The organism is Desulfovibrio desulfuricans DSM 642, from assembly GCF_000420465.1.
In the GTDB taxonomy this organism is placed as follows: Bacteria; Desulfobacterota; Desulfovibrionia; order Desulfovibrionales; family Desulfovibrionaceae; genus Desulfovibrio; species Desulfovibrio desulfuricans.
This window is the reverse complement of sequence record NZ_ATUZ01000011.1, coordinates 728,765-752,003: the sequence shown is the minus strand read 5'-3', so window position 1 is coordinate 752,003 and position 23,239 is coordinate 728,765. Positions and strand designations below refer to the sequence as shown.

The window sequence follows — 23,239 nt, the reverse complement described above, 5'->3', positions numbered from 1 at the left end:
ACAGTGTGAATCCCTGCGATTATGCCGCAGGTTGAAAACTATAATTCGAGTATCATTCCAATTTCGTCACAGCAGTAAAACTTGGGGCATTTACTGCATTCAACCCACACAATGGCGGGCATATCATCGCGCTTAAACTCGCTGAAGCCACACTTGGAAAAGAACGGCGCAGCCAGAGTAAAGGCAAAAACCCTCGGCAAGCCGAGATAGCGACATCGGTCAACCAGCGCGGCCACCAGCCTTTTGCCAAAGCCCTGCGCCTGACACAGGGGGTGAACCGCCACCGAACGTATTTCCGCCAGGTCTTCCCACAGCACATGCACAGCGCCGCAGGCCACCACAACCTCATGCCCGTCGTCAGCCGAGGGAGCCGTGGCAACCATGTAGTCCTGAATATGCTGATAGAGGTACTGCGGCCCGCGCGCCAGCATGACGTTGGATGACGCATAATGGTTGATAAGCGCAGACATGCCGTGCACGTCGCGTACCGTGGCCGAACGGATGACGAGCGCTGAAAGGTCTTCTACGCGAACATCCTGAACAAGAGGTTTGTCTTCTACGCCAACGCGTGGAACGGCAATGGGCATTATACGCCTCGATATCTGGATTACGCTCCGCTCCCTGACGGGAAAGAAGCCCAAAAAGGTTACGCACGAAGCAGCCAGAGCCAAGCTCTGCCGCAAAGAATAAGCATAATAACAAGCCCCGCACTGTGCAAGCAATTACGCCCCGTGAGGCGGGTAAAATTTGCACTGGCGCAGGGCCGGCAGCCTTCCCGCATGCAAATCGGCGTTGCCCGCGCAGGCCTTTATGGCTATGGTACCCTCCATCAAGGAGAACGCATGCGCACTGCACCACGCCTAATCACTGTCTGCCTTGCCTGCGCACTGCTCTGCCATTTGCCCCTATCTGGCATTGCGGCGCAGCAGGGGGACGAACAACCCCGCCTTATGAAAGTTGTAGCGCTTTCCCGCCACGGGGTGCGCTCGCCCACGCAGGCTCCCGATACGCTTTCGCAGTGGAGTACCCGCAACTGGCCCCAGTGGCCTGCGCCGAGGGGTTTCCTCACGCCGCGTGGTGCGCGGCTGGTAACCGCCATGTGGGAAGACATGCGCGGGCAAATGCTGAATTTTGGTCTGCTGCCCGACAGCGCCTGTCCGCCGCCCGGCAAGGTATTTGTGCGCGCCGATGTAGATCAGCGCACCAGGGCAACAGCCAAAGCCCTGCTTGATGGCCTCTGTCGGGGGGGCGGGCAGACCTATGCCGTTTCAAGCCAGACGCCCGATCCGCTTTTTCATCCCGTGCAGGCGGGTTTTCAGCGTTTTGATCCCGCCTCGGTTGCCGCAAGCATCATGGGCACGGCCGGGGGCGATCTTGATCGGCTGCATGAGGACAATGCAGGAGCCTTGACACACATCCAGCACCTGAGCGCTCCCGTGGCCCCAACGTTGTGCGCGCGCTACAATCTGCCGCCCACCTGCGGGCTCGCAGACCTGCCCAATTCTGTGAGCGTTGATGCTGACGGCAAGGGCGCAGGGCTTTCCGGCGCACTGGCAACCGCATCAAGCATGGCGGAAATTTTTTTGCTGGAATACGCCCAGTGGCCTGAAATTTCTGCCGGGTGGGGCCAGGTGGACGCGCACGTTCTGCGTGAAGTGCTGCCCGTGCATACAAGCGTGTTCAACACTGTGAACCGCTCTCCGGTTGTGGCTCTTTTCAAGGGGGCATCGCTGCTTTCAGAAATGGCTGCGGCCCTTGACGGCACCCACAGGGATCAACGCTGCAACGCGGCTTCCCTAGTTGTTTTTGTGGGGCACGACACCAACCTTGCCAATGTGGGCGAATTGCTGGGAGTGCACTGGCAGTTGCCCGGCTACCCCGATGACTCCACCCCGCCAGGATCAGTCCTTATGCTTGAGCTGTGGAATATGGGCGGTAAAAAAGAAGTGCGCGTGCGCTTTTTTGCCCAGTCGCTGGAAGCCCTGCATGACCCCTTTGTTGATCCGCCGCAGCCTGTGGGCGGCCTGACCATCCCCCAGCTCACCGATCCGGCCAGAACCCACAAGGCAACTGCGGCTCTGGTAACAGCGCCGCCTGTTGTGGGGGAGGCCCGCTTCAGCCTTGAAAGTTTTTCCCAGCGGGTCGACAAGGCACTGCGTAATGCATCTCTGGTTCCGCAAGAGGTTCCTCCCCTGCGCCTGCGGGTGGACAGCGATGTGGACAGCGGCCCTGCCACGGCCACTTCCGCTGAGGCTTCTTCACCAGCAAAAATCCGCTGACCCCATAAGCCCCCGCTGCACTCCCTACCGCCGCATCAAATGATGCGGCGGTTTTTCATTTTTTCCAGCGCCGCATACTGGCTTCTGACGCGAAAAAAGCAGGATTGCGGCAGATTTTTCCCTCAAACAAAAGGAATGTTTTTTGCAGAATCAGATTGGGAAAATTTTTCCCCGGCTGATACGCGACACAGGGAGGTGCGCTTACAGTATTCGGCTTCGCCCGCAGTGGATTGCAGGCGTTGACGACAATGTCCGCAAGGACTGGGAGACAGTATGAGCGTCAGTGCGTTATCATCATCCTCTTCCTCCTATTGGGAGAAGATGCTTGCGCAGATGAAAGGCTCCAGCGAGGCGCAATCGCAGGACAATCTGTCAGGCAAGCTTTTCGGGGATCTAGATTCAGACGGGAATGGCCTGTTGAGCCTTGATGAAACAGGGCTAAGCGGCGAACTCTACAACAAACTTGATACCGATGGTGATGGAGCCGTTTCGCAGACTGAACTGCAAAAAGCCATCGAAACCCAACGCAACGCCATGTTCACCAGCATGCAGATGGGGCAGAGCCAGGCCGCGCAAACAGCCGCGTCAACCCAGCCCACTGCCAAGGATCTGCTTTCCGCCATCATGAGCGGGCAGGTTTCCGGCGGCATGCAGGGCGCAGTGCGCGGCGGCAAGGGTGACGATCTTGCGTCCAAACTCTTTTCTTCGCTGGACAGTGACGGCAGCGGCGGCCTGAGCGCCGAGGAAACGGGCCTCAGCCAATCCGTGTTTGACTCCATGGACACCGATCAGGACGGCTCCGTTTCTGCCGATGAACTGACTGCAGCGCTAAAAAAACAGCGCGAAGCCATGAACAACAACTCCCAGAATCCGCAAAACCAGTCCAGCGAGCAGAACTCATCAGGCGAAATGGACGCAAAAACATTGCTGTCTTCCATCATGAACGGCCAGATGCCCCCGCCACCTCCCACACAGGGGCAGTCTGCTTCGTCTGGTCAGAACGGATCATCCCACGTGGCTTCCAAACTTTTCTCGAGCCTGGACAGCGATGGCAGTGACGGCCTGAGCGTTGATGAGACAGGTCTCAGTCAGTCAGTGTTCGACTCCATGGATGTGAACCAGGATGGCTCCGTTTCTGCTGACGAGCTTGCCACCGCGCTTGAAAAGCAACGCGAAGCAATGGGAACAGACCAAACCAGCGCAAGCCGAACCGCCATGGCCCAAAGTTTTCTGTCAGCCATTGCCAACAGTGCCTACCAGAGCGTGAGCCAGACCACCGCCGCTGCCCAGAGCGTGGAAGCAGTGGCCTGATCCCCACCAGAAACAATGACTCCTCCACGCGGGAGGCGCTCATACCTTATGCCCACAAACACCAGCCCGGCTGCGCAAAGCAGCTGGGCTGGTGTTTTATATGAGGCGGCCGACTGCGCGGTAATTCCAACCCTGCCCCTTATGATAAAACTGCTCGCCATTTTTTGCACAGCAAGGCAGACATTGCCGCCGCTGAGCTTCCGCAAATGGACAGAAAATCCGCGCCAATCAAGAAAAATCATGAACACGTAACCATATGAAAATAATAACTTTCACAATCTAATTATGAAAAAAAGTTGGTAGCTCAAAAAAACACCAGGCATAACATGCTGTTTTATAATGATTAATTTTAAGAATAAAACAAAACAAGGGGCAATTATACCACTTGTGAAATTAGTGGGATTATATTGACATAAACGGCATAAAGAAATAAAAAATAAGCCGTAACAATGAACTCTTGTATAATAGCATCTAGACCAGAGGATTATATGAACACATTTGAAAAGCTTAGTGAAACGTTGATGCGTGAGCTGCGCCTCATTCATGCACCCGTTGCAATCAAATATTTCTACGACCAGCAGGAGCTTGATTCTTTCAAGCAAAATCAGCCCCACTACTCTCCCATGAAGCCGCTGACCTTCTGCCAGAGCGAAGTCGGTGCGCGTATGGAAGGTATTACAGTCATTGTAGAACGCGACAAGATGGGCTGTACCAATGCTAGTTTTGTGTTCGGCTGGAAAGAGCTGGACGAACCCGAAATCAAAAGCCACCTCAAGTACTGCGCCGATGCCGACCATGCCCGCAAGGTGCTTGAAGCCAAGCCGCAGGTTCCGGCCAATCTGCTGGCCATAGCCGTGAGCCCGCTTGCGGCAGCCACCACCCAGCCCGATGTGGTGCACTTTGTGTGCGATACCATGCAGGCCTACCACATCATTGGCGACTGGATGGCAACCCAGCGGATCGACAACTTCCATCCCTCCATGAGCGTCAACTCAGCCGTCTGCTCCGGCAATGTCTACACGCTGAACACCAAGCAGGCGAACCTGTACCTCGCATGCAGCGGCAGCTACAATTCCGGCAAGACGGAACGGGGCGAAATCAACGTGGCCATACCTGGCGAACACATGGAAGCTCTGGTGAAGCGCCTTGAAGACCGCGTCACCAACAAGGGCGGCGCGTCCATCACCCGCCTTGGCGAACCCTTCCCCGGCGCAGCCGTGTGCAAAAACTGCCCTCTCATTGTTTTCAAGAAAGAACGCGACGCCTAAGAAGGCTCTCGCATACCGGTATACAACAACAGCCGGGCTGCCTTGTGCAGCCCGGCTGTTGTGCTATGAGCACGGTGAGAGTTTACCCACTGAACATAAAAATCCTATGCAATCGCAGTAGTATCCTTACCAAAGGGCAAGTACGTTGCGGGCATGTCGTCCTTGAGGTTCACCCCGGTCAATTGCCGCGCAAAGGCCCCCTGCACCAGATAGCACAGTTTGCGCACGCCTTCTTCAATGCTCAGGCCCGCAGGCCGCACATTTGAAATACAATTCCGCGCTTCATCGGTGCAACCTGGAAAGGGCGCATAGGTCAGATAAACTCCCAGAGAATTGGGCGAACTCAACCCCGGCCGTTCACCAATAAGAATCACCACCAGCCTTGCCTTCATGAGCGACGCCACTTCGTCCGCCACGGCAACCCGCCCAAACTCCACCAGAGCCACGGGGGTTGCGCTATAGCCGGCATCTGCCGCGCTGGCCAGAAAAAGCCGGGCAAAGGGGGCCGCGTTTTCATGCACAGCGCGGGCCGAAAGCCCATCACTGATAACAAGACAAATGTCCGCCCCCTGATTGTCAGCCCCTGCGTACTGGCTTGCAAGCAGCTCGCGTGAGGCTTCCGAAAGTCGCCGCCCCTTGTCGGGCCTTGCCAGAAAATCCTCCTTGCTTGCAGCGGCGCTTGCAAGCTCAAGGCAGCGCAACCCTGCACTTTCAATATCTGAGCGCACGCCTGCCCTGTCAAAAGGCGTCAGCACGGCATCGCGTGCTCTGGCATGCGCCAGCCGAAACCGCAGCCACTCCGTCTGCGGCAGGCTGACGCCGCAACGCCCAAGGGCAATGCGGGCATCCGTATAGCGTTTCAGATCGGCCCACGGGTCTTCCAAAACTGTTGCCGCTGATGCTGGCAAATACTCCTGCTTCATGACGCTCATGGCAACATCCTTTGGGACAGTTCAAGTCTGCTCTGCGCGGATTTTGGGGAAACCCGCACCGCAAAAGGCTCTATGTGGCCTGCCTGACGCGCTGCTCAAGCCCGCGCAACGCGCCGGCCGGTGGCAGCAATGCACCGACATCATCGTGAATGCCCATGCTTTCAAGCCACGCCTCAAACTCCGGTGCAGGCCGCTTGCCCAGCAGCTTGCGCAGATAGGCCGCATCGTGGAACGAGGTGGACTGATAATTGAGCATGATGTCGTCCGCACCGGGGATACCCATGATAAAATTGCAGCCAGCCGCGCCCAACAGGGTCAGCAGGGCATCCATGTCGTCCTGGTCGGCATCGGCATGGTTGGTGTAGCAGATGTCCACGCCCATAGGCAGGCCCAGCAGTTTGCCGCAGCAATGGTCTTCCAGCCCGGCGCGGATAATCTGCTTGCCATTGAACAGATACTCCGGCCCGATAAATCCCACCACGGTATTCACCAGCAATGGACGGAACCTGCGGGCCACGGCGTAGGCGCGGCATTCCAGCGTTTGCTGATCGACCCCGAAATTGGCGTTGGCAGAGAGGGCGCTGCCCTGCCCTGTTTCAAAATACATCACATCATCGCCCACGGTGCCGCGCCCAAGCTCAAGCGTTGCCTGCCACGCTTCTGCCAGCAGGGAAAGGTCTATGCCAAAACTGGCGTTGGCCTTTTCTGTTCCTGCTATTGACTGAAAACACAGATCCAGCGGCACCCCCCTGCGGATAAGCTCCACGGCATTGGTTACGTGGGTCAGCACGCAGCTTTGGGTGGGTATTTCATAGCGCGCAATGAGCTCGTCCAGCAGGCACAGGAGCCTTGCGATGTTCTCCAGACTGTCGGAAGCCGGATTGATGCCGATAACCGCATCGCCGGAGCCGTAATACAGCCCGTCAATGGTTGATGCCAGAATTCCCCGCGCATCGTCCGTAGGGTGATTTGGTTGTAAACGGACGGAAAAATGCCCCGGTAATCCTATGGTGTTGCGAAAGCGCGTTACCACGCTGCATTTGGACGCCACCAGTATGAGATCCTGCAACCGCATGAGTTTGCTGGCGGCTGCGGCCATTTCCGGAGTGATGCCCGCCGTCAGCGCCGCAAGGCTTTCTGCATTGGCGGCATCGGTCAGCAGCCAGTCGCGGAACTGCCCCACGGTAAAGGAACTTATGGGCGCAAAGGCCGCAGCATCGTGGCTGTCAAGAATGAGGCGGGTGATCTCGTCCTTTTCATAGGGCACCACATCCTCGTTCAGGAAGCGTTTGAGGGGCACATCGGCCAGCACCATCTGGGCGCGCACGCGTTCCTCGTCGTTGGCGGCCGCCACCCCGGCCAGCACGTCGCCCGATCTGAGGGGCGACGCCTTGGCCAGGATTTCGCGCAGGGTGCTGTGGGCATTCATGCTGTCAGCCTCTGCTACAGGAATGTTCTGGGCAGGAACATGGCAATATCAGGGAAGACCATAACCAGCACCAGCCCCACCAGCATTATTATGACCATTGGCACAATGGAGGCGTAGATGTCGTTTAGCGTAACCCCCTTTGGGGCCATGGCCTTCATCAAAAAGAGGTTGTACCCGAATGGCGGAGTCATGTAGGCGATCTGACAGGTGATGGTGTAGAGCACGCCATACCATATGGGGTCAAAACCCAGCGCCTTGACCAGCGGAATATACAGCGGGGCCACAATGATCAGCATGGCCGTATCGTCAAGAAACATCCCCATGAAAAGATACGAAAGCTGCATGACGATAAGCACGCCCCAGGGGCTGAGGTTCCAGCCGTCGATGAAGAGCTTCTTGATGGCATGCACTGCGCCAAGGCCGTCAAAAACAGAGCTGAAACACAGGGCAGCCATGATGATCCACATGAACATACAGCTCACGCTGAGGGTCTGCACCAGAACCACGCGCATCACCCTGGCCGTAAGCCGCCCCTTGACCAGCGCGGCGATGGTCGCCACCAGAGCGCCCACGGCGGAGCTTTCCACCAGGCTGGTGATGCCGGTCATGAACGCGCCGGTCACAGAAAAAATAATGGCAAGCGGCAGCAGGCCAGCCCAGAGGCTCTTCCACTTTTCCGCCGAGGTGATGGATTCGCGTTCTTCCTTGGGCAGCGCAGGGCCCATGGCGGGATTGAGCTTGCAGCGAATGACGATGTAGCCAATGAGTATCACCGCAAACATAAGGGCTGGGCCGATGCCGGCCATCCAGAGGCTGCTGACAGGCTGGCGGGCGATCATGCCGTAGAGCACCATAACAACGCTTGGCGGCATCATGATGCCCAGCGAGCTGCCTGCCTGAATAACCCCCGAAACCATGCGCTTGTCATACCCGCGCTTGAGCATTTCCGGCATGGCGATGGTTGCGCCGATGGCCATGCCCGCAACGCTCAGGCCGTTCATGGCGGAAATGGCCACCATCAGAATGACCGTGCCTATGGCAAGGCCACCGGGCAAAGGTCCCATCCAGACGTGGAACATGCGGTAAAGATCGTTGGCGATGCCCGATTCCGAGAGCATGTAGCCCATGTAGATAAACAGGGGCAGCGTGATCATGGGGAACCACTTCATCAGCGTGATGCTGGCGTTGAACGCCATCTGCGAACCGCCGGTACCCCACAGAAAGAGGGCCGCGATGGCTCCGGTGAAGCCGATGGCCGCAAACACCCGCTGCCCGGTGAGCATGAGCATGCCCATGGATGCGAAGAGCATCAGGGCAATGCCCTCGTGAGAAAGAGTGAACGTAAGATCGAACATGTCCTCGCGTCCTTTACGGCGCTCGCATACGCCGGAGCTGGAAAATGGAAATTGGGGCGTTACCGCGAGCCACCCAGCGCTTGCGCCGGGGCAAGAACCTGCGGCGAAGCAACCGGATCAGCCACAACACCAACAAGCTGAGGCTCCGCTTCTGGTTCCACATAGCCGCTTTCTACAATAAGACGCTCGGGAACTTCCTCGCCCAGCAGCAGGCCGCGCGAGCGCGCCAGCGCCTTGAAAAATTCCGAAAAGGCCTGCAACAGCGTAAGAAAAATGCCAATGCCCATGATGATTTTAATGGGGGCCAGGGCAGGAGCCCAGGCAGAATTGTTGTGCTGGTCAAACTCTATGGAATACCATGTGCTTGAAACACAGCCATAGAACAGCAGGGCAAGGTACGCGACCAAAAAAACAGACGTGATCACGTCCATCTTTGCCTGCTTTCTCCACTTCCAGCGGCCATAGAACACATCCATACGCACGTGCGAATTGGTAAGCAGGGCAAAACCGCCGCCAAGGATGTAGTAGGCCACCATGGTGAACTGGGCCATTTCCACGCCCCAGATAACCGGTGCATCAAAACAGTAACGGGATATGGCCGAATAGAGCAAAATGCCCATCATGACGAATACAAGATAAAGAACCCCCCGCCCCACCAGACGGTTAACCGCATCCACATATTTGACAAACAGCTTGATCCAGTTTGGCATGACGCTCTCCTCCCAAACCCTTATTCCGCAAATTTCCTGCCGCCCGGTTTAACTGGGGCAGGCTTTGATGCGCCGCCGCCGGGTGTTTCTGACGGCGGCACATCGGGCAGACGGAAGGTTCTGCCCCCACAGGGTTTGCAATCAATAACGGTACGGACGGCCCGCAACAGCCATTTCGGCATTGTACTTTTTGAGGATATCCACAACCTTGGCGCAGCGCGGGCTTTTTTGGGCTGTTTCGTCCCAGAACTTGTGGGCGGCCTCTTCAACAGTGCCCCATTCAGCATCGGGAATGGAGGTCAGTTCCATCTTGCCGCCGGTGGCACGGTAGTGAGCTTCGCCCCACCAGTACCAGTGCTGGCGAAAATAGTTGGAGCTGTCGCAGGTGAGCTTGAACAGCGTTTTGAGGTGTTCCGGCACTTCAGCCCACTTTTTGCTGTTGGCAAAGTACGAACCGATCCACGCGCCGCAGATGTTGTTGGTGAGGTAATACTTGCACTGCTCTGCCCAGCCGGAGGTGTAGTCTTCTGTAATGCCCGACCAGCACACGCCGTCCAGCTCGCCGGTTTGCAGGGCGACCTGGATGTCCTCCCAGGGCAGGGTAACAGGCACCACGCCAAACTGGCTCATGAACTTGCCGCCCGTAGGGAAGGAGAACACGCGCTTGCCTTTCAGGTCGGCAAGGCTGCGGATGGGCTTGGTGGTGGCAAAGTTGCAGGGATCCCAGGAGCCAGAGCCAAGCCATTCAACGCCCTTGATCTCGCCGTAGGCTTCTTTCCAGATGTCGTTCAGGCCCCAGTGTTCAAAAAGAGCCGGCACATCAAGCGAATAGCGGGTGGCAAAGGGAAAGTACGCGCCAAAGATGGCCACATCAGCAGGGGAAGACATGGAGTCTTCATCACACTGCACGGCATCAATGGTACCGTTCTGCACAGCGCGGAAAAGCTCGCTGGTGGGAATCAGCTGGTCGGAGGTGTAAAGTTCGATGACCATTTCGCCATTGGCGGCCTTGTTGAAGGCATCGATCTGCGGCTTGATGACAAACTCGGCAAGCGCCGCGCCCGCGTAGGTCTGCATGCGCCACTTGATGGGAGCCTTGGCGGCCTTTGCCTCAGTGGCCCCCATAATGCCAGTTGTGGCGGCAACCGCCGCCGTGGCGCCCATACCCGCTGTCTTCAAAAACTCACGCCTCTCCATACTAACCTCCTCAAAACAAAAACTGTTTATTCACCGCAAGCGCCTACGCCTCAAAAATGCACTTAACTCAGGCTACTGCCCTAGCCTTGGACTCATGAAATGCCATTAAGCAAATTGCGAGCCAAAGGATGGAGAGGCGAAAAAAAATTTGATAATATATTAAAATATATTAAGTTTATATTTTTAGTCAGCACACTTTCACATTCAGAGCGAAGGATAGCGGCCCGCATTATGAAACAATTTTGTAATGATTAGCACATTTTTGTTAATCAACTTTTTACACAAAAACACACTAATACAATGAAACACCAAGGCATCCACGTAAAAAAAGGGGCATGCGGCCTTATTGGCAATACAATTTTGAAAAAAGCTCATTGCCTGACGCGCAAGGGGCAACTTGCCTCAGCGGGCGCCACCGCCCAGTCCACTGCGGTTCTGGCCCTCTGAAAGCATTGGGGAGACAAGCCACGCGGCCTGATGGCTTTGCCGGGCATTTTCATGGTCTGGCATCCTTTGGACACAGGCCACCAATAATGCCCGACCCCAGCAATTTGGGTCCTTTCATCAGCTACAACAACAAAACGCACAAACGCACAAAAATGCATATTGCAGGCGCAGAAAAAAGCTATATGCTGACCGGAATGTCAGCGCATATCTAACAAGGTTGAAACACATGCTGCGCGAAACCCGCCTGCACCGCATACTTGCCCTCATAGCAGTCAACGGCCATATCAGCACAGAGCGGCTCATCAAGGAGCTGGGAATTTCCCGGGAAACAGCCCGCAGGGATATTATCGAGCTGGAAAATCAGGGCGCGGCAAGGCGTGTGCACGGCGGGCTTGTGGCGCTGGATTCCTCTACGTCCGAACCGTCACTCAAAGAACGCAGAACCCGGCTGGAACGGGAAAAACGCGCCATTGCCCGCGCCACGGTGCTGCAACTGCAACAGGGGCAAACGGTTTTTATGGACGCAGGCACCACAACGACGGCTCTGGCAGAGGAACTCTGCACCATGCCTGGGCTTACCATCGTTACCAACAGCCTGCGCGCCGCCATCATTTTGAGTGAAAGGGACGAAGATAAAAAAAACGACAGCACAGTGGTGCTGGTGGGAGGCCGCATTCTTGCCGGACGGGAGCAGACCTGCGGCGAGGGCGTGATTGAAGAAATTCAGCGCTGGCGGGCAGATATGGCGATTCTTTCGCCCGTGGGGCTGGATGCGCACCACGGGGCAAGCAGCTTTTTGCCGGAAGAAGCCGCCGTGGCGCGCTGCATGGCCCAGCGTGCCAGCAGGCTGTGCATACTCGCCGATCACACAAAGCTTGGCGTTATCAGCCGGATAAACTACGCCTCACCCCGCGAAATTTCCATGCTCATTACCGATGCCGCAGCTTCGGATTTGCAATGTCTGAAGGAGCTGAAAGAAATTTTGCCCAAAGTCATTCTGGCCTGAGCATCTGTTTTTACCATCCGCCGCGCGCCGCAAAACTGTTTTGAAGCAACTGCTTGCGGGGCATGAAAGGCGATGCCGGTTATGATCGCGCTGCTCCCCCCCATCAGCCGATGGAACAAACTGGCACCCATACCCAACGCAGGGGGGAATATGGCACTTCAGCAAAATGACTCGCTCAGCGATCAGGCCGTAACGCAACTGGCACGGCAGGCGTTGCAGCAATACCCCCCGGAAATGCAGGGAACCCTGCACCTGCTCTGCCGTTCAGAAAACGCAACATTTCTTGTCCAGACCAGCAACAGCCGTTATGCCCTGCGTGTGCACCGCGAAAATTATCACTCGCATATCAATATAATGGGCGAGCTGATGTGGCTGGATGCCTTGCAGCAAGATACCGGCATCGTCACGCCAAAGGCCCTGTCCAGCATGGGGGGCCAAAGGGTGTTGACCCTGCACCTTCCAGACGGATCACACAGAAATATCGTTCTTTTTCAGTGGATTGAAGGCGATATGCCAACAGTGCACCTAGACCCGCACGCCTTTCGGCAGCTTGGCGAGGTCGCGGCGCGCCTCCACCAGCATAGCCGGCAATGGCAAAAACCGGCAGGATTCCAGCGCATTGTCTGGAACCACGAAAGCATGGTTGGCCCGCGCGCCCATTGGGGGGACTGGCGGGCAAGCCCCGGCCTGCCACGCGAGGACGCCCTGCTTCTGGAGGCGGCCTTGAACTGTATTGGCGAAAAACTGCGCGCCTACGGCCAGTCTGACCAGCGTTATGGCCTGATTCACGCTGATCTGCGCCTAACCAATCTGCTGCTGCACAAGGACGGTACGCGCGTCATTGATTTTGACGATTGCGGCATGGGCTGGTTTGTTCACGACATTGCCGCGGCCATGAGCTTTGAGGAACACTGCCCGCTGGCCCCCCGCTGGCTGGAAAACTGGCTTCAGGGATATGAGATGGTCAGTCATCTGGATGCTCAGGATGAAGCCATGATCCCGCATATGATCATGCAGCGGCGTATCCAGATGACAGCATGGATGGCCACACACGCCAATACCGAGACAGCCCGCAACCTCGGCGCACACTGGCTTGAACACACGGTGCGCCTGTGCAGACGCTACCTTGAGGGAGGCATGCCCTTGGGCGCGTTATGAGCTGGCGCGGAAATATTTTATTTTGGCAGACAACAAACAAGCCCCTCGACCTTAAGGCAGAGGGGCTTGTTTTATACTGATTGCAAAACCCGCCTCGCGGGATTTGCACTGGCTAGATAAAGAACAGCCAGGTCAACAGTGCGAACAGGGGCACCAGAATACCTACCGACCAAGCCATGTAGCCAAAGAAGCTGGGCATACGCACGCCATCGCTTTCTGCAATGGAGCGAACCATGAAGTTGGGCGCGTTGCCAATGTAGCTGTTGGCGCCCATGAACACGGCACCCGCAGATATGGCGGCCAGGGTGGCGGGCATATCGTGCATAAGGTGCTGCGCATCCCCGCCAGCAGTGTTGAAAAACACAAGATAGGTCGGCGCATTATCCAGAAAACTGGAGAGAATGCCCGTGAGCCAGAAATACATGGAATTTACCGGCTGCCCATCGTGCGAAACAAGGTGAATCAGGGGAGCAAGCGCACCGTCAGCACCTGCGCGCAAAATGGCAATGGCGGGAACCATGCTGATAAAAATGCCAAAGAACAGCTTGGCAACTTCTTCAATGGGGGCCCAGGAAAAGCCATTGAGTTCACGGCAGCGCCTGCTCGTAAACTTGAGCGAAAGCCCGGCCAGGCACAGCAGCGTCACATCGCGCAGCAGGTTCTGCCCTTCGACCGGCACGCCGAAGACCGAAACCAGTTCGCCCAGAGGGTAGAGGCCAGAAAGCAGTACGGCCACAACAACGCCCAGAAGAAACAGCAGGTTGATCTTGCCGTCAAGGCCGAGCTTTTCTTCTGCCGCGCCAGCCTGCGCCTCAGCCTTGGGGCTGCCTTCTTTCTTGAACAGCACTGTATCGAGAACAAAGAATATGCCCAGCAAAACTGTGGCAATGAGGCTTGTTTTCATCAGCAGGTTGGTTGTGGTCCAGAAGAAATTCACACCCTTCAGAAAACCCAGAAACAGCGGCGGATCGCCCAGAGGAGTGAGCGAGCCGCCAATATTGGCTACAAGAAAAATAAAAAAAACAACTGAATGAACGCGGTATTTACGGTGTGCGTTGGCCCGAAGCAAGGGGCGGATAAGCAGCATGGCCGCGCCGGTTGTTCCCATCCAGCTGGCCAGCACAGTGCCGACTGCCAGCAGCCCAGTATTGACTGCGGGGGTTCCGGCCAGCGAACCGGTAAGCCGCACGCCGCCTGCGATGGTAAAGAGCGTGAACAGCAGTACCAGAAAAGGAACATAATCCAGAAGAATAATGTGCAAAAACTCGTAGAGGGCCACATTGAACCCATAAACCAGAAGACAGGGCGTCAGAAAGGCCAGGCCCCAGAAGGCCGCGATTTTACCAAAGTGTTTTTCCCAAAAATGGGGCAATGCCAACGGCATTATGGCAATCGAAAGCAGCATGCACACAAAGGGGATTGCCCAAATGACTGAAAGCTGCGCACCAGGGATATTGGGATGTCCCTCCCCTGCGAGAACGACACCGGGCACAAGAAGCGCGGCGCACAGGGCGCCGAGCACAGTTAGAAATCTTGCCATATGCACTCCTGAGAAGATAAGCATTACATACCATAGGATATTGGGAGACTCTATACCAAACCTCAAAAAAAAATACAATCAATACATATACACCATGCCAAATACAATTATAAATCACAGCAACGCAACGACAATTGTCGCATTATTGCATCTAAAAAAGCGATATGTGTTGTAATTATGCACCAAGGTTCAAAGCATAAAGGCGGACTGCCGCACAGATGCAACAGACCGCCTTTATATTTATATTTTTGAATGAAGTAGTAATTTTGCCTATCCCTGCCGCATCTCATTGACCAGCAGCCCAAGATCCTGCGACTGACGCGCCAGCTCTGCCACCGCACTGGCCGCCTCGGCCATGGCGGTGGCGGTCTGTTTGGCCATTTCGTTCACGTTCTCGATCGACAGGTTGATTTCGTCACTGGCGGCAGACTGCTCCTCGCTTGCAGTGGCAATGGCATTGACCTGATCTGCCATACCCAGAACAGTTTCCAGTATTTCATTGAGAGCCTGCCCGGACTGGCTGGCGTATCCCGTTGCCTGATTAACCTGCTCAAGCGCATTATCCGTTGAGGCCATACTCTTTGAAGTGCTCTCCTGTATGGCATTTATGGCATTGCCCACATCATGGGTTGAGGCCATGGTTTTTTCTGCCAGTTTGCGCACCTCGTCGGCGACCACGGCAAATCCACGCCCGGCATCGCCAGCACGGGCGGCTTCGATGGCGGCATTGAGCGCCAGAAGATTTGTCTGGTCCGCAATATCTGAAATGACACCCATAATCTGGCTGATGGCCTGGGCGTGCGTATTCAGTTGCAGCATATCCTGCTTGAGTTCCTGCGACACGGTCTGCACCTGGCCGATGCTGACGAGCGATTTTTGCACAATGTCGGCCCCGGCTTCAGCTTTGTCCTTTGTATCAGTGGATGCCATAGAAGCCTGCCCGGCATTGCGGGCCACCTCCTGTACGGTGGCGTTCATCTGGTTCATGGCCGTGGCCGCTTCCGCAAGCCTTTGCGCTGCATGCCCGGCCCCCTTGCCTGCCTGTTCGATCTGGGCAGAAAGCTGTGTGGAAGCCGAGCTGACAATCTGCACGACTTTTTCCAGCTTGCCTGCGGCACGCACCATTGCTTCCGTTTTCTGCTGCGCCTCATCCTTGGCCGCATTGGCGCTTTCCATGGCTTCGTGCGCCTGACGCGATTGCTCCCTGGCGTTTTCTGATTCGGCCCGGGCCTTTTCAATATGGCCTTTCAAGGCCTCCACCATGGCGATGATTGAGCCATACACGCCAATTCTGGCATGACCATCGTCAATATTAAAATCACCATCCACCACACGCTGCGCGACCACCAGCAGTTCCCCAGGGTCTCTGCCAAGTTGTCGGTTTGTTTCGCGCGCAATTAGAATGGCCGATGCAGCAGCAAGCACAATGGAAAAAAGGGTCAAGCCAATGCCCATAGCGTTGCTTGTGGCGTACAGGCTGTCCCCTTTAAGGCCACGGGCGTGGGCGTTATCGTGTGAAACCGTTACCAAACTGCCTATGGATTTGGAGAGGGCTTCGTATTCAGCATGGGATTTAGTCGTAAGCAGGGCCAAGCCTTCATCTACCCTGCCATCTTGCCGCAGACGTAACACGTCTTTGGAAGTATCCAGATATTTTTTCAGATCACGTTCAATATCGATCACGCATTGTTTGGCATTGCCGGAAATACAAAGGTCTCCAATCTGACGGACTTCACGCTCAAACTTTTTGCGAACTTCATCAATCCTATCTTTAAGCGCTGCGGCTTTTTGCATATCATTTTCAATCAGGTAGCGAAATTCAATAATCCTGTATTCTGCAGTATCAGTATTAATCTCGCCCGCAAGCTCTGAAACTGGCACATTGCGATGCGCCAGTACAGAGGTGATGTTGTTGAGTTCTGACATTTGCCAGAGCATGTATCCGGCTAATAAAGCCATCAAAACACCCAGCATTCCCATCCCGAAAGAAATTTTTGTTACGAGCTTCATTGCTTTCTACTCGGCGCTAGAGTTTAAATCCACGCGATGGGATCAAGAGCTTCACACCACCACCGATATAGCCTATCGGCTATATCGCGCCCCGGATTATGCCAGTTTGTATTTTTTTACACTTCATCAAAAAAATAAAAAATAAAAATAAATTCAGTATGATATACAATAAAAATAGTTAGCACTGTAAAAAATTGCAAACTACCCATCTCAACATGCCCGAATCGATTACTATTTTTTTTCGACAACATATTTTACAAGTATGTAAATAAAAATAAATTTATCTGTTACTAATTCAGATTAATATAGCAGTATACGATATAAACTTTTATAACACCCTGTTCACAAATGATATAGTTAGACTATGGACTCACACGTTATCTTAAAATTTCCCCAAACATTGAGTAAACGCTCAAGTTTCAATTTCCATCCCCCTTATATCGTTAGCACACTACCTATTTACAACCCACGCCCTCTCTCGTTGGCTAAAGGCAACACCACATAGGGCATTTTCGCACACACAGCCTTGGCATTGCATGCAAAGGACATAAAAAAAGCCGGAGCATTTCTACTCCGGCCCGTTCATGAGCGTGAAGACGTTTACGATTTTTTCAGTTTATCCACAATACTGCTGAGGTCTCCAGCCATTTCAGCAAGCTGCTGAATAGCTGTTGCAGATTCAGCCTGCCCACGTGTGGTGTCCGTGGTCAGACGGGAAACTTCATCAAGACTGCGGCTGATTTCTTCCGAAGCGGAAGACTGTTCTTCTGCCGCTGTTGCTATGGATTGCGCCTGATCGGCATTTTCTTTGGCAAGCACCAGGATGGCATCCAGGACTTCGCCGGATTTATGCGACAGGGAGGTTGTTTCCTCCACCACAAGGCTGGCCTTGTCCATGGAAGAGATGCTCTGCCTGGCGGCGGTTTGCATACCGGAAATATTCTCGCCCACCTGCTTGGTGGCGCCTATGGTCTTTTCGGCCAGCTTGCGCACTTCATCTGCCACCACGGCAAAACCACGGCCAGCCTCGCCAGCCCGCGCCGCCTCAATGGCTGCATTGAGCGCCAACAGGTTGGTCTGGTCAGCGATATCGTTGATGACGTCCATGATCGCGCCAATGCTGTCGGCCTGTTTGCCAAGGGCCGTCAGATCAACCTTCATGGTCTGCGTCTGCTCATGCACATGGTTTACCGAATCAATGACCTGCCGGACAAGCGTGGCGCCCTGCCCTGCCTCCTGCTGCGTTTTGACAGCATTGGAAGCAGCCTGCCCGGAATTGCGCGCCACCTCAACAATGGAGGCGGACATCTGCTCCATACCGGCAGAGGTGTCCGTCATGCGTTGCCGCTGGATTTCCGCAGCATTGGATATCTGCTCGGACTGTGCCGCCAGTTCTTCCGTGCTGGAGGCAATGCGCGCCACAACGCCTTCAATCTGGCTGGCAGCCTGCAAAATACCACGCTGGGTAGCCAGCTCCGCTTCTTTGCGGGCTTCCTCCGCTTCGGCAACTGCTTTTTGCGCGCGCTCGGCTTCGGAGAGGGCGTGCCGCTCCTTTTCTTCTGTCGTGCGGATCATGTCTTTCAGTCGCGCAACCATGTTGCGCAGGGCATCGGCAAGCGTCCCCACTTCGTCCCTGCTCTTGATATCAAGGGTTTCATCAAGATTCCCCTCGGCAACCGCTGCGGCAAAAATAACGCCCTTGCCCAGCGGCCTGAAAATCAGCATGGATACCAGAAAATGCACCATCAGGGCAGACAGCACCAGGGCGACAACGGCGGTTATGGCACTGGAGTGCAGATTGGAGGTGGAGTCACGCTGAATTTCCTCCAGCGGCTTGTACGTCCACACTTTCCAGCCAAGGCCCGGAATAATATACAGACTCCCCTCAAACACTCTGCCTTTGCTGGTGAACTGGATGCGGCCGTTCTGCTGCAACCCGCTGTATTTTTTCATATCCGGGATAACTTCCCACAGGCTTTTGCCAATGCGCTTGTCATCCCGGTTGGCCATGATGTAGCCATCAGCCCGCGTCAGAAAAATATTGTCAAACTCAAGAACATGGTTGGTAAAATTGGTTATGTCCGTCAGGCCAAGGTTGATGCAGAGCGTGCCCGCCATCTTGCCGTTATCTATCAAAGGTACGCCCACAGCCATAACCGTTGCGCCGATAGACGAGGTATAAGGGGTTGTTACAACCCTCTTCTCACCATTAAACATCCGCACAAACCACTCGCGGCCAAGGCTCTTGGCGTTGAAATTCTTGATCATGCCCTTATCATTATGCGCTTCACCGCTGTCAAAAGCATAATAGGCTTCAACAAGGTTTACCTGCTTGAGCAGTTGTTTCAGAACATTACGTTTATATTCATAAAGTTCATCCGGGGAAGCGCCCACAGGATTCGTCAGCATGCGCGAGCTCAGCTCAAGCACATTGAAATACACGTCCATCTTTTCCGACACAGCCTTGCCCACTGCCTGGGACATGGTGTCCAGCTGCTCCATTTCAGAGTCGTATGACGAGGCACAGAAACTCCGGTACGAGCTGTAGGTCATCGCGATGATGACCAGCGAAAAGAATGCGACTACGCTTAGGAGGATTTTATTTTTTGCACTCATTGCCACGTCACGTTCTCCTTATTAAGCATCAACTTATTTTTAACAAAACACTGCAATAGTATCGAATGCTCGCTAAAATTCTTTAGAGTCAACCAGTAAACACTATATAATTTTTTTGTTCAGTCAATGCTGTTGCAAAAACACAGCAAAAATATCTCCAGATGTTGTAATTTTGCAACACTGTGTTGCAAAAATGCAACGCTGAACAATATGGGGTCATCACATCCAGTCTTCACAAAATAGTTATTTTCTACATGCACAATTAAAATATTTAATACAATTTCCTAAATACGTACTTAGCAACGAGACACCTGACAGATGCAAAACAGAGGCATGAGATCAGGATAGTTATCAACGGCAGAAAAATAATGATGAATGAGAAAAGACATCAGCTATTCATGGCAAGAATTCATGCGACTTGTGCGCTGCGCGGCACTTTTATATGGTGCGGTGCTGGCATGCCGCAGCGCAATCAATAAAGCCTTGCAAGCAGGATGCGGAAATGAGCGTGAGCGTACTTTGGGGATTATTTATTTCTGCATTTGTGGCAGCATCGATCTTTCCCGCGCAGTCAGAGCTTTTTCTGGCAGGAGCGCTGGCAAAGGATTACGCGCCGCTGTGGGCAATGATCGCCGCCGCCAGCCTCGGCAACACACTGGGTTCTGCCACCAACTGGCTGCTTGGGCGGTTCTTTATTCACTACCAGGATCGCTCGTGGTTTCCCATAAAGCGCAGCAGCCTTGCCAGGGCCGAAGCGTGGTATGGCAAATACGGGCGCTGGTCGCTGCTTTTGAGCTGGATGCCTGTTGTGGGCGACCCCATCACGCTCGTAGCGGGGATTCTGCGCGAACCCTTCCCCTCATTCATCGCCATTGTGGCTGTGGCAAAAACTCTCCGCTATATCGTGGTTGCGCTGATCACCTTGCAGTTCACCTGAGGATGAAGAATAGCGGCTTGAAGCAGGCCGAGCTAAACAGAATTGCTGTGCCAACGCGTGTGCCAATCAGTGCCAACCGCCCCGCGATCGTGTAAAACAGGCAGGGGGTGACAGGTGGGTGACCGACGGGCAACCAAAAGGGGATTTTGCCCCAAAAACAAAAAAGGATGTCACATGAAAACCCATGTAACATCCTGATTTATTTATGGCGCGCCCGAGAGGAATCGAACCCCTGACCAAGAACTTAGAAGGTTCTTGCTCTATCATTCTGCCATTTACTGCCAATTACCATATCTTGCTATTTCTAAAGGTTTTTTTGAATTCAATTTCGTTGACCTACCGTCTTTTACCCTCTATTTTGGCCTTGCGTGTTGGGAATGGTGTTGGGAAGAATAACACCTGCAACCCTTAAATAGAGATAGAAAATGGCTGCCGCAAAAAGAGGAAAGACAAAATATCCCGGCGTATTCTTTCGCCTTCAGTCAAGGCTAGATGGCCTTGGCGAAGAACGCCAGTATTATATTATCTACCGTCGCGCAGGCGAGGGCCGTTCCGGCAAGCTCATTGAAGAACCCATAGGTAGGGAATCTGAAGGCATGAGTGCGGCCAAGGCAAACCGCATTCGCGCCCTTCGGGCTTCAGGCTCAGAAAAATCAAACACCGAGCGCAGGGCGGCGGCTGAAGCCGCTCAATTTGCAGAAGGTGGCCCCCGCACCTTTTCCCGACTCTGGCTCCTGTACCATGAGGTCAACGCAAGCAAGCCTTCAGCCAAAGGCGATGCCTTTCGCTACCAGAAGCACATTGCCCCCAGCCTGGCAGCCAAGCTGATTGCCGACATTTCCACCGCTGATATTGATACTCTTCGCGGACGAATGACCAAGGATGGATATTCACCCCAAACCATCAAAAACATTTTGGGGCAGATAAGGCGCATCATTCGCTTTGGGATAAAACGCGGGCTATGCGACATGCCCACGGCCTTGCATTTCGAAATGCCCAAGGTGGACAATGAACGCACCGAGGCATTCACAGACAAACAGCTTGCCGCTTACCTCACGGCACTGGATGAAGAACCTGATCAAAATGCTGTGGGCATTCTTCGCCTTGCGCTGGTAACAGGAATGCGCCGTGGCGCGCTACTGGCTTTGCGCTGGAGTGACTGCGACTTTGAACGCGACATAATCACGCTGCAAGGCGCTTCTGCCAAAAAAGGAAAAACCGAATTTATCCCCATGACCACCGCCGCGCGGAGCATCCTTGCTGCACTTGACCACACCAGTGAATTTGTATTCCCAGGCAAGAACGGGGGGCAACGGCAAGACTTCCGGCGCATAGCCCGCCGTGTTCGTGACAAGGCAGGTCTGCCCAAAGATTTTCGGCCTATGCACGGCCTGCGACACGCATACGCCAGCATGCTTATCAGCAGTGGCCAAGTTGATCTTTACACCCTGCAAAAGCTCCTCACGCACGAAAGTCCAGCCATGACACAACGATACAGCCATTTGCGGGATGAGGCTTTGCGCAAGGCCGCCAGCGTTATTAACGATTGCCTTGATATAGGCACGAAAGACAAATAACGGTCTTGACAGGTTGCCAAAAAATGGCAACCATACACCCAAGGGAGATCAGTAGTGGCTTGGACAGTCAATGTTACCCGCAAGGCGCAAAAACAGCTTGTGCGCCTCCCCAAGGTTGTATTTGAAACGCTACTCGCGCTTATGCTCGACATTGAGCTTGAGGGGCCGGTGCGTGGTGACTGGCCCAATTATGGCAAGCTGGATGCAAAAACCCATCACTGCCATTTGAAGAAAGGCCACCCCACATACGTGGCCGTATGGGAAGAAAGCGCAGATTGCATGAAACTTATCGAGGTGACATATGTTGGAACGCACGAACGCGCCCCGTACTGACACAAAAATTCTTTCCTTTGCCGTGCCTCATGACATGGTAGAGAAAATTTTGAACACCATGCACGGCTATGGCCTGCGGGAAGAAAACGAATCGATCCCCTGGCGGGAAGCCTTGAGCCTCACTGGTGAAGAGTGTATCCCCGCCATGTATCTGCGCGGCGCTCGGTATCGGGAGAACCTCACGCAACGGCAGCTTTCCGAAATGACCGGAATCAGCGTGCCGCACTTGTCTGCCATGGAAAATGGCAAGCGCCCCATCGGCAAAAAAAACGCCCGCCTGCTGGCCGATGCACTGAACATTGACCCACGCCGGTTGCTGAACATTTAGAATAAGCCTTAAAAATTCAAGCCGTGATATTTGCGAGCCTGCTCATATTTTGAGCAGGCTCTTTTATTTTTGCACAAATTATAATCGTTATTCAAAAAATATCCGCGCATAAATACATAAAATAAACAACGCAACACGCCCACAAAAACGACTACATCTATGTTATTATTTTTAATAATTACATAATAATAATTTATTTTCAACAATTATATGTTTGGTAATTGGTGTTTTGTGTTTGGTGTTGTGTAGCAACTTAAAAAAGTATTGCTAACATTTTCTGCCTTATGCTAGCGTCTTCTTAATTCACACCTCACAGCACTTTCAACAATTATAGCATCAGGCCGTTTACTATCTAGAATGCGCACACTCACCCTAACTTCACATATAACAAAAATCAAAATTCGCTAAAACTATTTTTTTGCAAAAGCTGTCAATAGTTTTGCCCTAAAATTTTACTTTCCCTCAGCGTCCCGTGAGCACTTATTTTGCCGTTAAACCCTCAACTTTGCCTTCTTAACCGAAAACCCATGATACGGTTTTGCCAACTTTGGCACATCATCTTTACCCCCTAGCGAGGACGTATGAGCACCCCCACTTCCCAAATGCAGCAAGACCCCAAGCTGGTCACAATGGATGAACACCAGGCTTCGGCAATTATCGGTCTTACCCCCAAGACCTTGCAGCACAGGCGGTACATGAGGCAGCCGCCCGCATTTCTCAAGGTTGGCCGCAAAATTCGTTATCGCCTCTCTGACCTGTACGAGTATCTGGACTCCTGCGCAGTACAACCAGATCGCACGTAGGAG

General features: G+C 54.0%; 19 protein-coding genes. 10 read left to right on the top strand and 9 right to left on the bottom strand.

Translation table 11 applies throughout. From position 1 onward, the window contains the following. Positions 1-38: 38 nt before the first annotated feature. Positions 39-587, bottom strand: coding sequence for an N-acetyltransferase (locus tag G449_RS0105170; protein WP_022658248.1), 549 nt, complete (start codon positions 585-587; stop codon positions 39-41). 255 nt (positions 588-842) lie between these two features. Between G449_RS0105170 and G449_RS16075 the strand changes: the two genes are divergently transcribed. The 3 genes from G449_RS16075 to G449_RS0105145 all read left to right on the top strand — a co-directional run bounded on the left by G449_RS16075 (position 843) and on the right by G449_RS0105145 (position 4,858). Next, on the top strand, positions 843-2,279 hold the full coding sequence (locus G449_RS16075) for a histidine-type phosphatase (RefSeq protein WP_081640475.1): 1,437 nt from the start codon (positions 843-845) through the stop codon (positions 2,277-2,279). A gap of 273 nt (positions 2,280-2,552) precedes the next feature. After that, a complete protein-coding gene (locus tag G449_RS0105155) occupies positions 2,553-3,590 on the top strand; it encodes an EF-hand domain-containing protein (RefSeq protein ID WP_081640455.1) in 1,038 nt (345 codons plus the stop codon). 488 nt (positions 3,591-4,078) lie between these two features. Next, positions 4,079-4,858 (top strand): DUF169 domain-containing protein, encoded by a 780-nt coding sequence (locus G449_RS0105145; protein ID WP_022658243.1) that lies wholly within the window; start codon positions 4,079-4,081, stop codon positions 4,856-4,858. A 104-nt stretch (positions 4,859-4,962) separates the two neighbouring features. Here G449_RS0105145 and eutC read toward each other — a convergent pair whose 3' ends face one another. The 5 genes from eutC to G449_RS0105120 all read right to left on the bottom strand — a co-directional run bounded on the left by eutC (position 4,963) and on the right by G449_RS0105120 (position 10,481). Then, entirely contained in the window at positions 4,963-5,790 is an 828-nt protein-coding gene (gene eutC / locus G449_RS0105140; RefSeq protein WP_022658242.1) for an ethanolamine ammonia-lyase subunit EutC, read from the bottom strand. A gap of 70 nt (positions 5,791-5,860) precedes the next feature. Next, positions 5,861-7,219 (bottom strand): ethanolamine ammonia-lyase subunit EutB, encoded by a 1,359-nt coding sequence (locus G449_RS16070; protein ID WP_022658241.1) that lies wholly within the window; start codon positions 7,217-7,219, stop codon positions 5,861-5,863. A 14-nt stretch (positions 7,220-7,233) separates the two neighbouring features. Continuing rightward, positions 7,234-8,574, bottom strand: coding sequence for a TRAP transporter large permease (locus tag G449_RS0105130; RefSeq protein ID WP_022658240.1), 1,341 nt, complete (start codon positions 8,572-8,574; stop codon positions 7,234-7,236). 59 nt (positions 8,575-8,633) lie between these two features. Beyond that, positions 8,634-9,284, bottom strand: a complete 651-nt coding sequence (locus G449_RS16065; protein WP_022658239.1) for a TRAP transporter small permease subunit — start codon at positions 9,282-9,284, stop codon at positions 8,634-8,636. A 141-nt stretch (positions 9,285-9,425) separates the two neighbouring features. Beyond that, positions 9,426-10,481, bottom strand: coding sequence for a TRAP transporter substrate-binding protein (locus G449_RS0105120; protein WP_022658238.1), 1,056 nt, complete (start codon positions 10,479-10,481; stop codon positions 9,426-9,428). A gap of 673 nt (positions 10,482-11,154) precedes the next feature. Between G449_RS0105120 and G449_RS0105105 the strand changes: the two genes are divergently transcribed. Beyond that, positions 11,155-11,934 (top strand): DeoR/GlpR family DNA-binding transcription regulator, encoded by a 780-nt coding sequence (locus G449_RS0105105; RefSeq protein ID WP_022658235.1) that lies wholly within the window; start codon positions 11,155-11,157, stop codon positions 11,932-11,934. Positions 11,935-12,084: 150 nt separating this feature from the next. Next, on the top strand, positions 12,085-13,092 hold the full coding sequence (locus G449_RS0105100) for a phosphotransferase enzyme family protein (RefSeq protein WP_027180727.1): 1,008 nt from the start codon (positions 12,085-12,087) through the stop codon (positions 13,090-13,092). Positions 13,093-13,204: 112 nt separating this feature from the next. On the opposite strand, the gene G449_RS0105095 is transcribed toward G449_RS0105100, so the two are convergent. From G449_RS0105095 to G449_RS16060, 3 genes are all read right to left on the bottom strand, one after another. Next, the gene (locus G449_RS0105095; protein ID WP_022658233.1) at positions 13,205-14,632 is read right to left on the bottom strand and encodes a sodium:proton antiporter; all 1,428 of its coding nucleotides are present in this window, start codon (positions 14,630-14,632) and stop codon (positions 13,205-13,207) included. A 270-nt stretch (positions 14,633-14,902) separates the two neighbouring features. Beyond that, positions 14,903-16,642, bottom strand: a complete 1,740-nt coding sequence (locus G449_RS0105090; RefSeq protein WP_022658232.1) for a HAMP domain-containing methyl-accepting chemotaxis protein — start codon at positions 16,640-16,642, stop codon at positions 14,903-14,905. A 600-nt stretch (positions 16,643-17,242) separates the two neighbouring features. After that, a complete protein-coding gene (locus G449_RS16060) occupies positions 17,243-19,258 on the bottom strand; it encodes a methyl-accepting chemotaxis protein (RefSeq protein ID WP_081640454.1) in 2,016 nt (671 codons plus the stop codon). Positions 19,259-19,760: 502 nt separating this feature from the next. Between G449_RS16060 and G449_RS0105075 the strand changes: the two genes are divergently transcribed. From G449_RS0105075 to G449_RS0105055, 5 genes are all read left to right on the top strand, one after another. Then, positions 19,761-20,195 carry a YqaA family protein gene (locus G449_RS0105075; RefSeq protein WP_022658229.1) on the top strand — a complete coding sequence of 145 codons (435 nt, stop codon included), beginning with the start codon at positions 19,761-19,763 and terminating at the stop codon, positions 20,193-20,195. Between the two features lie 425 nt (positions 20,196-20,620). Beyond that, on the top strand, positions 20,621-21,772 hold the full coding sequence (locus tag G449_RS0105070) for a tyrosine-type recombinase/integrase (RefSeq protein WP_022658228.1): 1,152 nt from the start codon (positions 20,621-20,623) through the stop codon (positions 21,770-21,772). Positions 21,773-21,826: 54 nt separating this feature from the next. Further along, positions 21,827-22,105 (top strand): hypothetical protein, encoded by a 279-nt coding sequence (locus G449_RS0105065; protein ID WP_022658227.1) that lies wholly within the window; start codon positions 21,827-21,829, stop codon positions 22,103-22,105. Continuing rightward, positions 22,074-22,433: a helix-turn-helix domain-containing protein gene (locus G449_RS0105060; RefSeq protein ID WP_022658226.1), complete on the top strand. Its 360-nt coding sequence runs from the start codon at positions 22,074-22,076 to the stop codon at positions 22,431-22,433. The genes G449_RS0105065 and G449_RS0105060 overlap by 32 nt, the downstream gene beginning before the upstream one ends. 581 nt (positions 22,434-23,014) lie before the next feature. After that, the gene (locus G449_RS0105055; protein WP_022658225.1) at positions 23,015-23,236 is read left to right on the top strand and encodes a helix-turn-helix domain-containing protein; all 222 of its coding nucleotides are present in this window, start codon (positions 23,015-23,017) and stop codon (positions 23,234-23,236) included. The last annotated feature ends 3 nt before the right edge of the window (positions 23,237-23,239 follow it).

Bases quoted from the DNA above. Each gene is read 5' to 3' on its own strand.
- G449_RS0105170 (WP_022658248.1), bottom strand. From the start codon at position 587: ATGCCCATTGCCGTTCCACGCGTTGGCGTAGAAGACAAACCTCTTGTT.
- G449_RS16075 (WP_081640475.1), top strand. From the start codon at position 843: ATGCGCACTGCACCACGCCTAATCACTGTCTGCCTTGCCTGCGCACTG.
- G449_RS0105155 (WP_081640455.1), top strand. From the start codon at position 2,553: ATGAGCGTCAGTGCGTTATCATCATCCTCTTCCTCCTATTGGGAGAAG.
- G449_RS0105145 (WP_022658243.1), top strand. From the start codon at position 4,079: ATGAACACATTTGAAAAGCTTAGTGAAACGTTGATGCGTGAGCTGCGC.
- eutC (WP_022658242.1), bottom strand. From the start codon at position 5,790: ATGAGCGTCATGAAGCAGGAGTATTTGCCAGCATCAGCGGCAACAGTT.
- G449_RS16070 (WP_022658241.1), bottom strand. From the start codon at position 7,219: ATGAATGCCCACAGCACCCTGCGCGAAATCCTGGCCAAGGCGTCGCCC.
- G449_RS0105130 (WP_022658240.1), bottom strand. From the start codon at position 8,574: ATGTTCGATCTTACGTTCACTCTTTCTCACGAGGGCATTGCCCTGATG.
- G449_RS16065 (WP_022658239.1), bottom strand. From the start codon at position 9,284: ATGCCAAACTGGATCAAGCTGTTTGTCAAATATGTGGATGCGGTTAAC.
- G449_RS0105120 (WP_022658238.1), bottom strand. From the start codon at position 10,481: ATGGAGAGGCGTGAGTTTTTGAAGACAGCGGGTATGGGCGCCACGGCG.
- G449_RS0105105 (WP_022658235.1), top strand. From the start codon at position 11,155: ATGCTGCGCGAAACCCGCCTGCACCGCATACTTGCCCTCATAGCAGTC.
- G449_RS0105100 (WP_027180727.1), top strand. From the start codon at position 12,085: ATGGCACTTCAGCAAAATGACTCGCTCAGCGATCAGGCCGTAACGCAA.
- G449_RS0105095 (WP_022658233.1), bottom strand. From the start codon at position 14,632: ATGGCAAGATTTCTAACTGTGCTCGGCGCCCTGTGCGCCGCGCTTCTT.
- G449_RS0105090 (WP_022658232.1), bottom strand. From the start codon at position 16,642: ATGAAGCTCGTAACAAAAATTTCTTTCGGGATGGGAATGCTGGGTGTT.
- G449_RS16060 (WP_081640454.1), bottom strand. From the start codon at position 19,258: ATGAGTGCAAAAAATAAAATCCTCCTAAGCGTAGTCGCATTCTTTTCG.
- G449_RS0105075 (WP_022658229.1), top strand. From the start codon at position 19,761: ATGAGCGTGAGCGTACTTTGGGGATTATTTATTTCTGCATTTGTGGCA.
- G449_RS0105070 (WP_022658228.1), top strand. From the start codon at position 20,621: ATGGCTGCCGCAAAAAGAGGAAAGACAAAATATCCCGGCGTATTCTTT.
- G449_RS0105060 (WP_022658226.1), top strand. From the start codon at position 22,074: ATGTTGGAACGCACGAACGCGCCCCGTACTGACACAAAAATTCTTTCC.
- G449_RS0105055 (WP_022658225.1), top strand. From the start codon at position 23,015: ATGAGCACCCCCACTTCCCAAATGCAGCAAGACCCCAAGCTGGTCACA.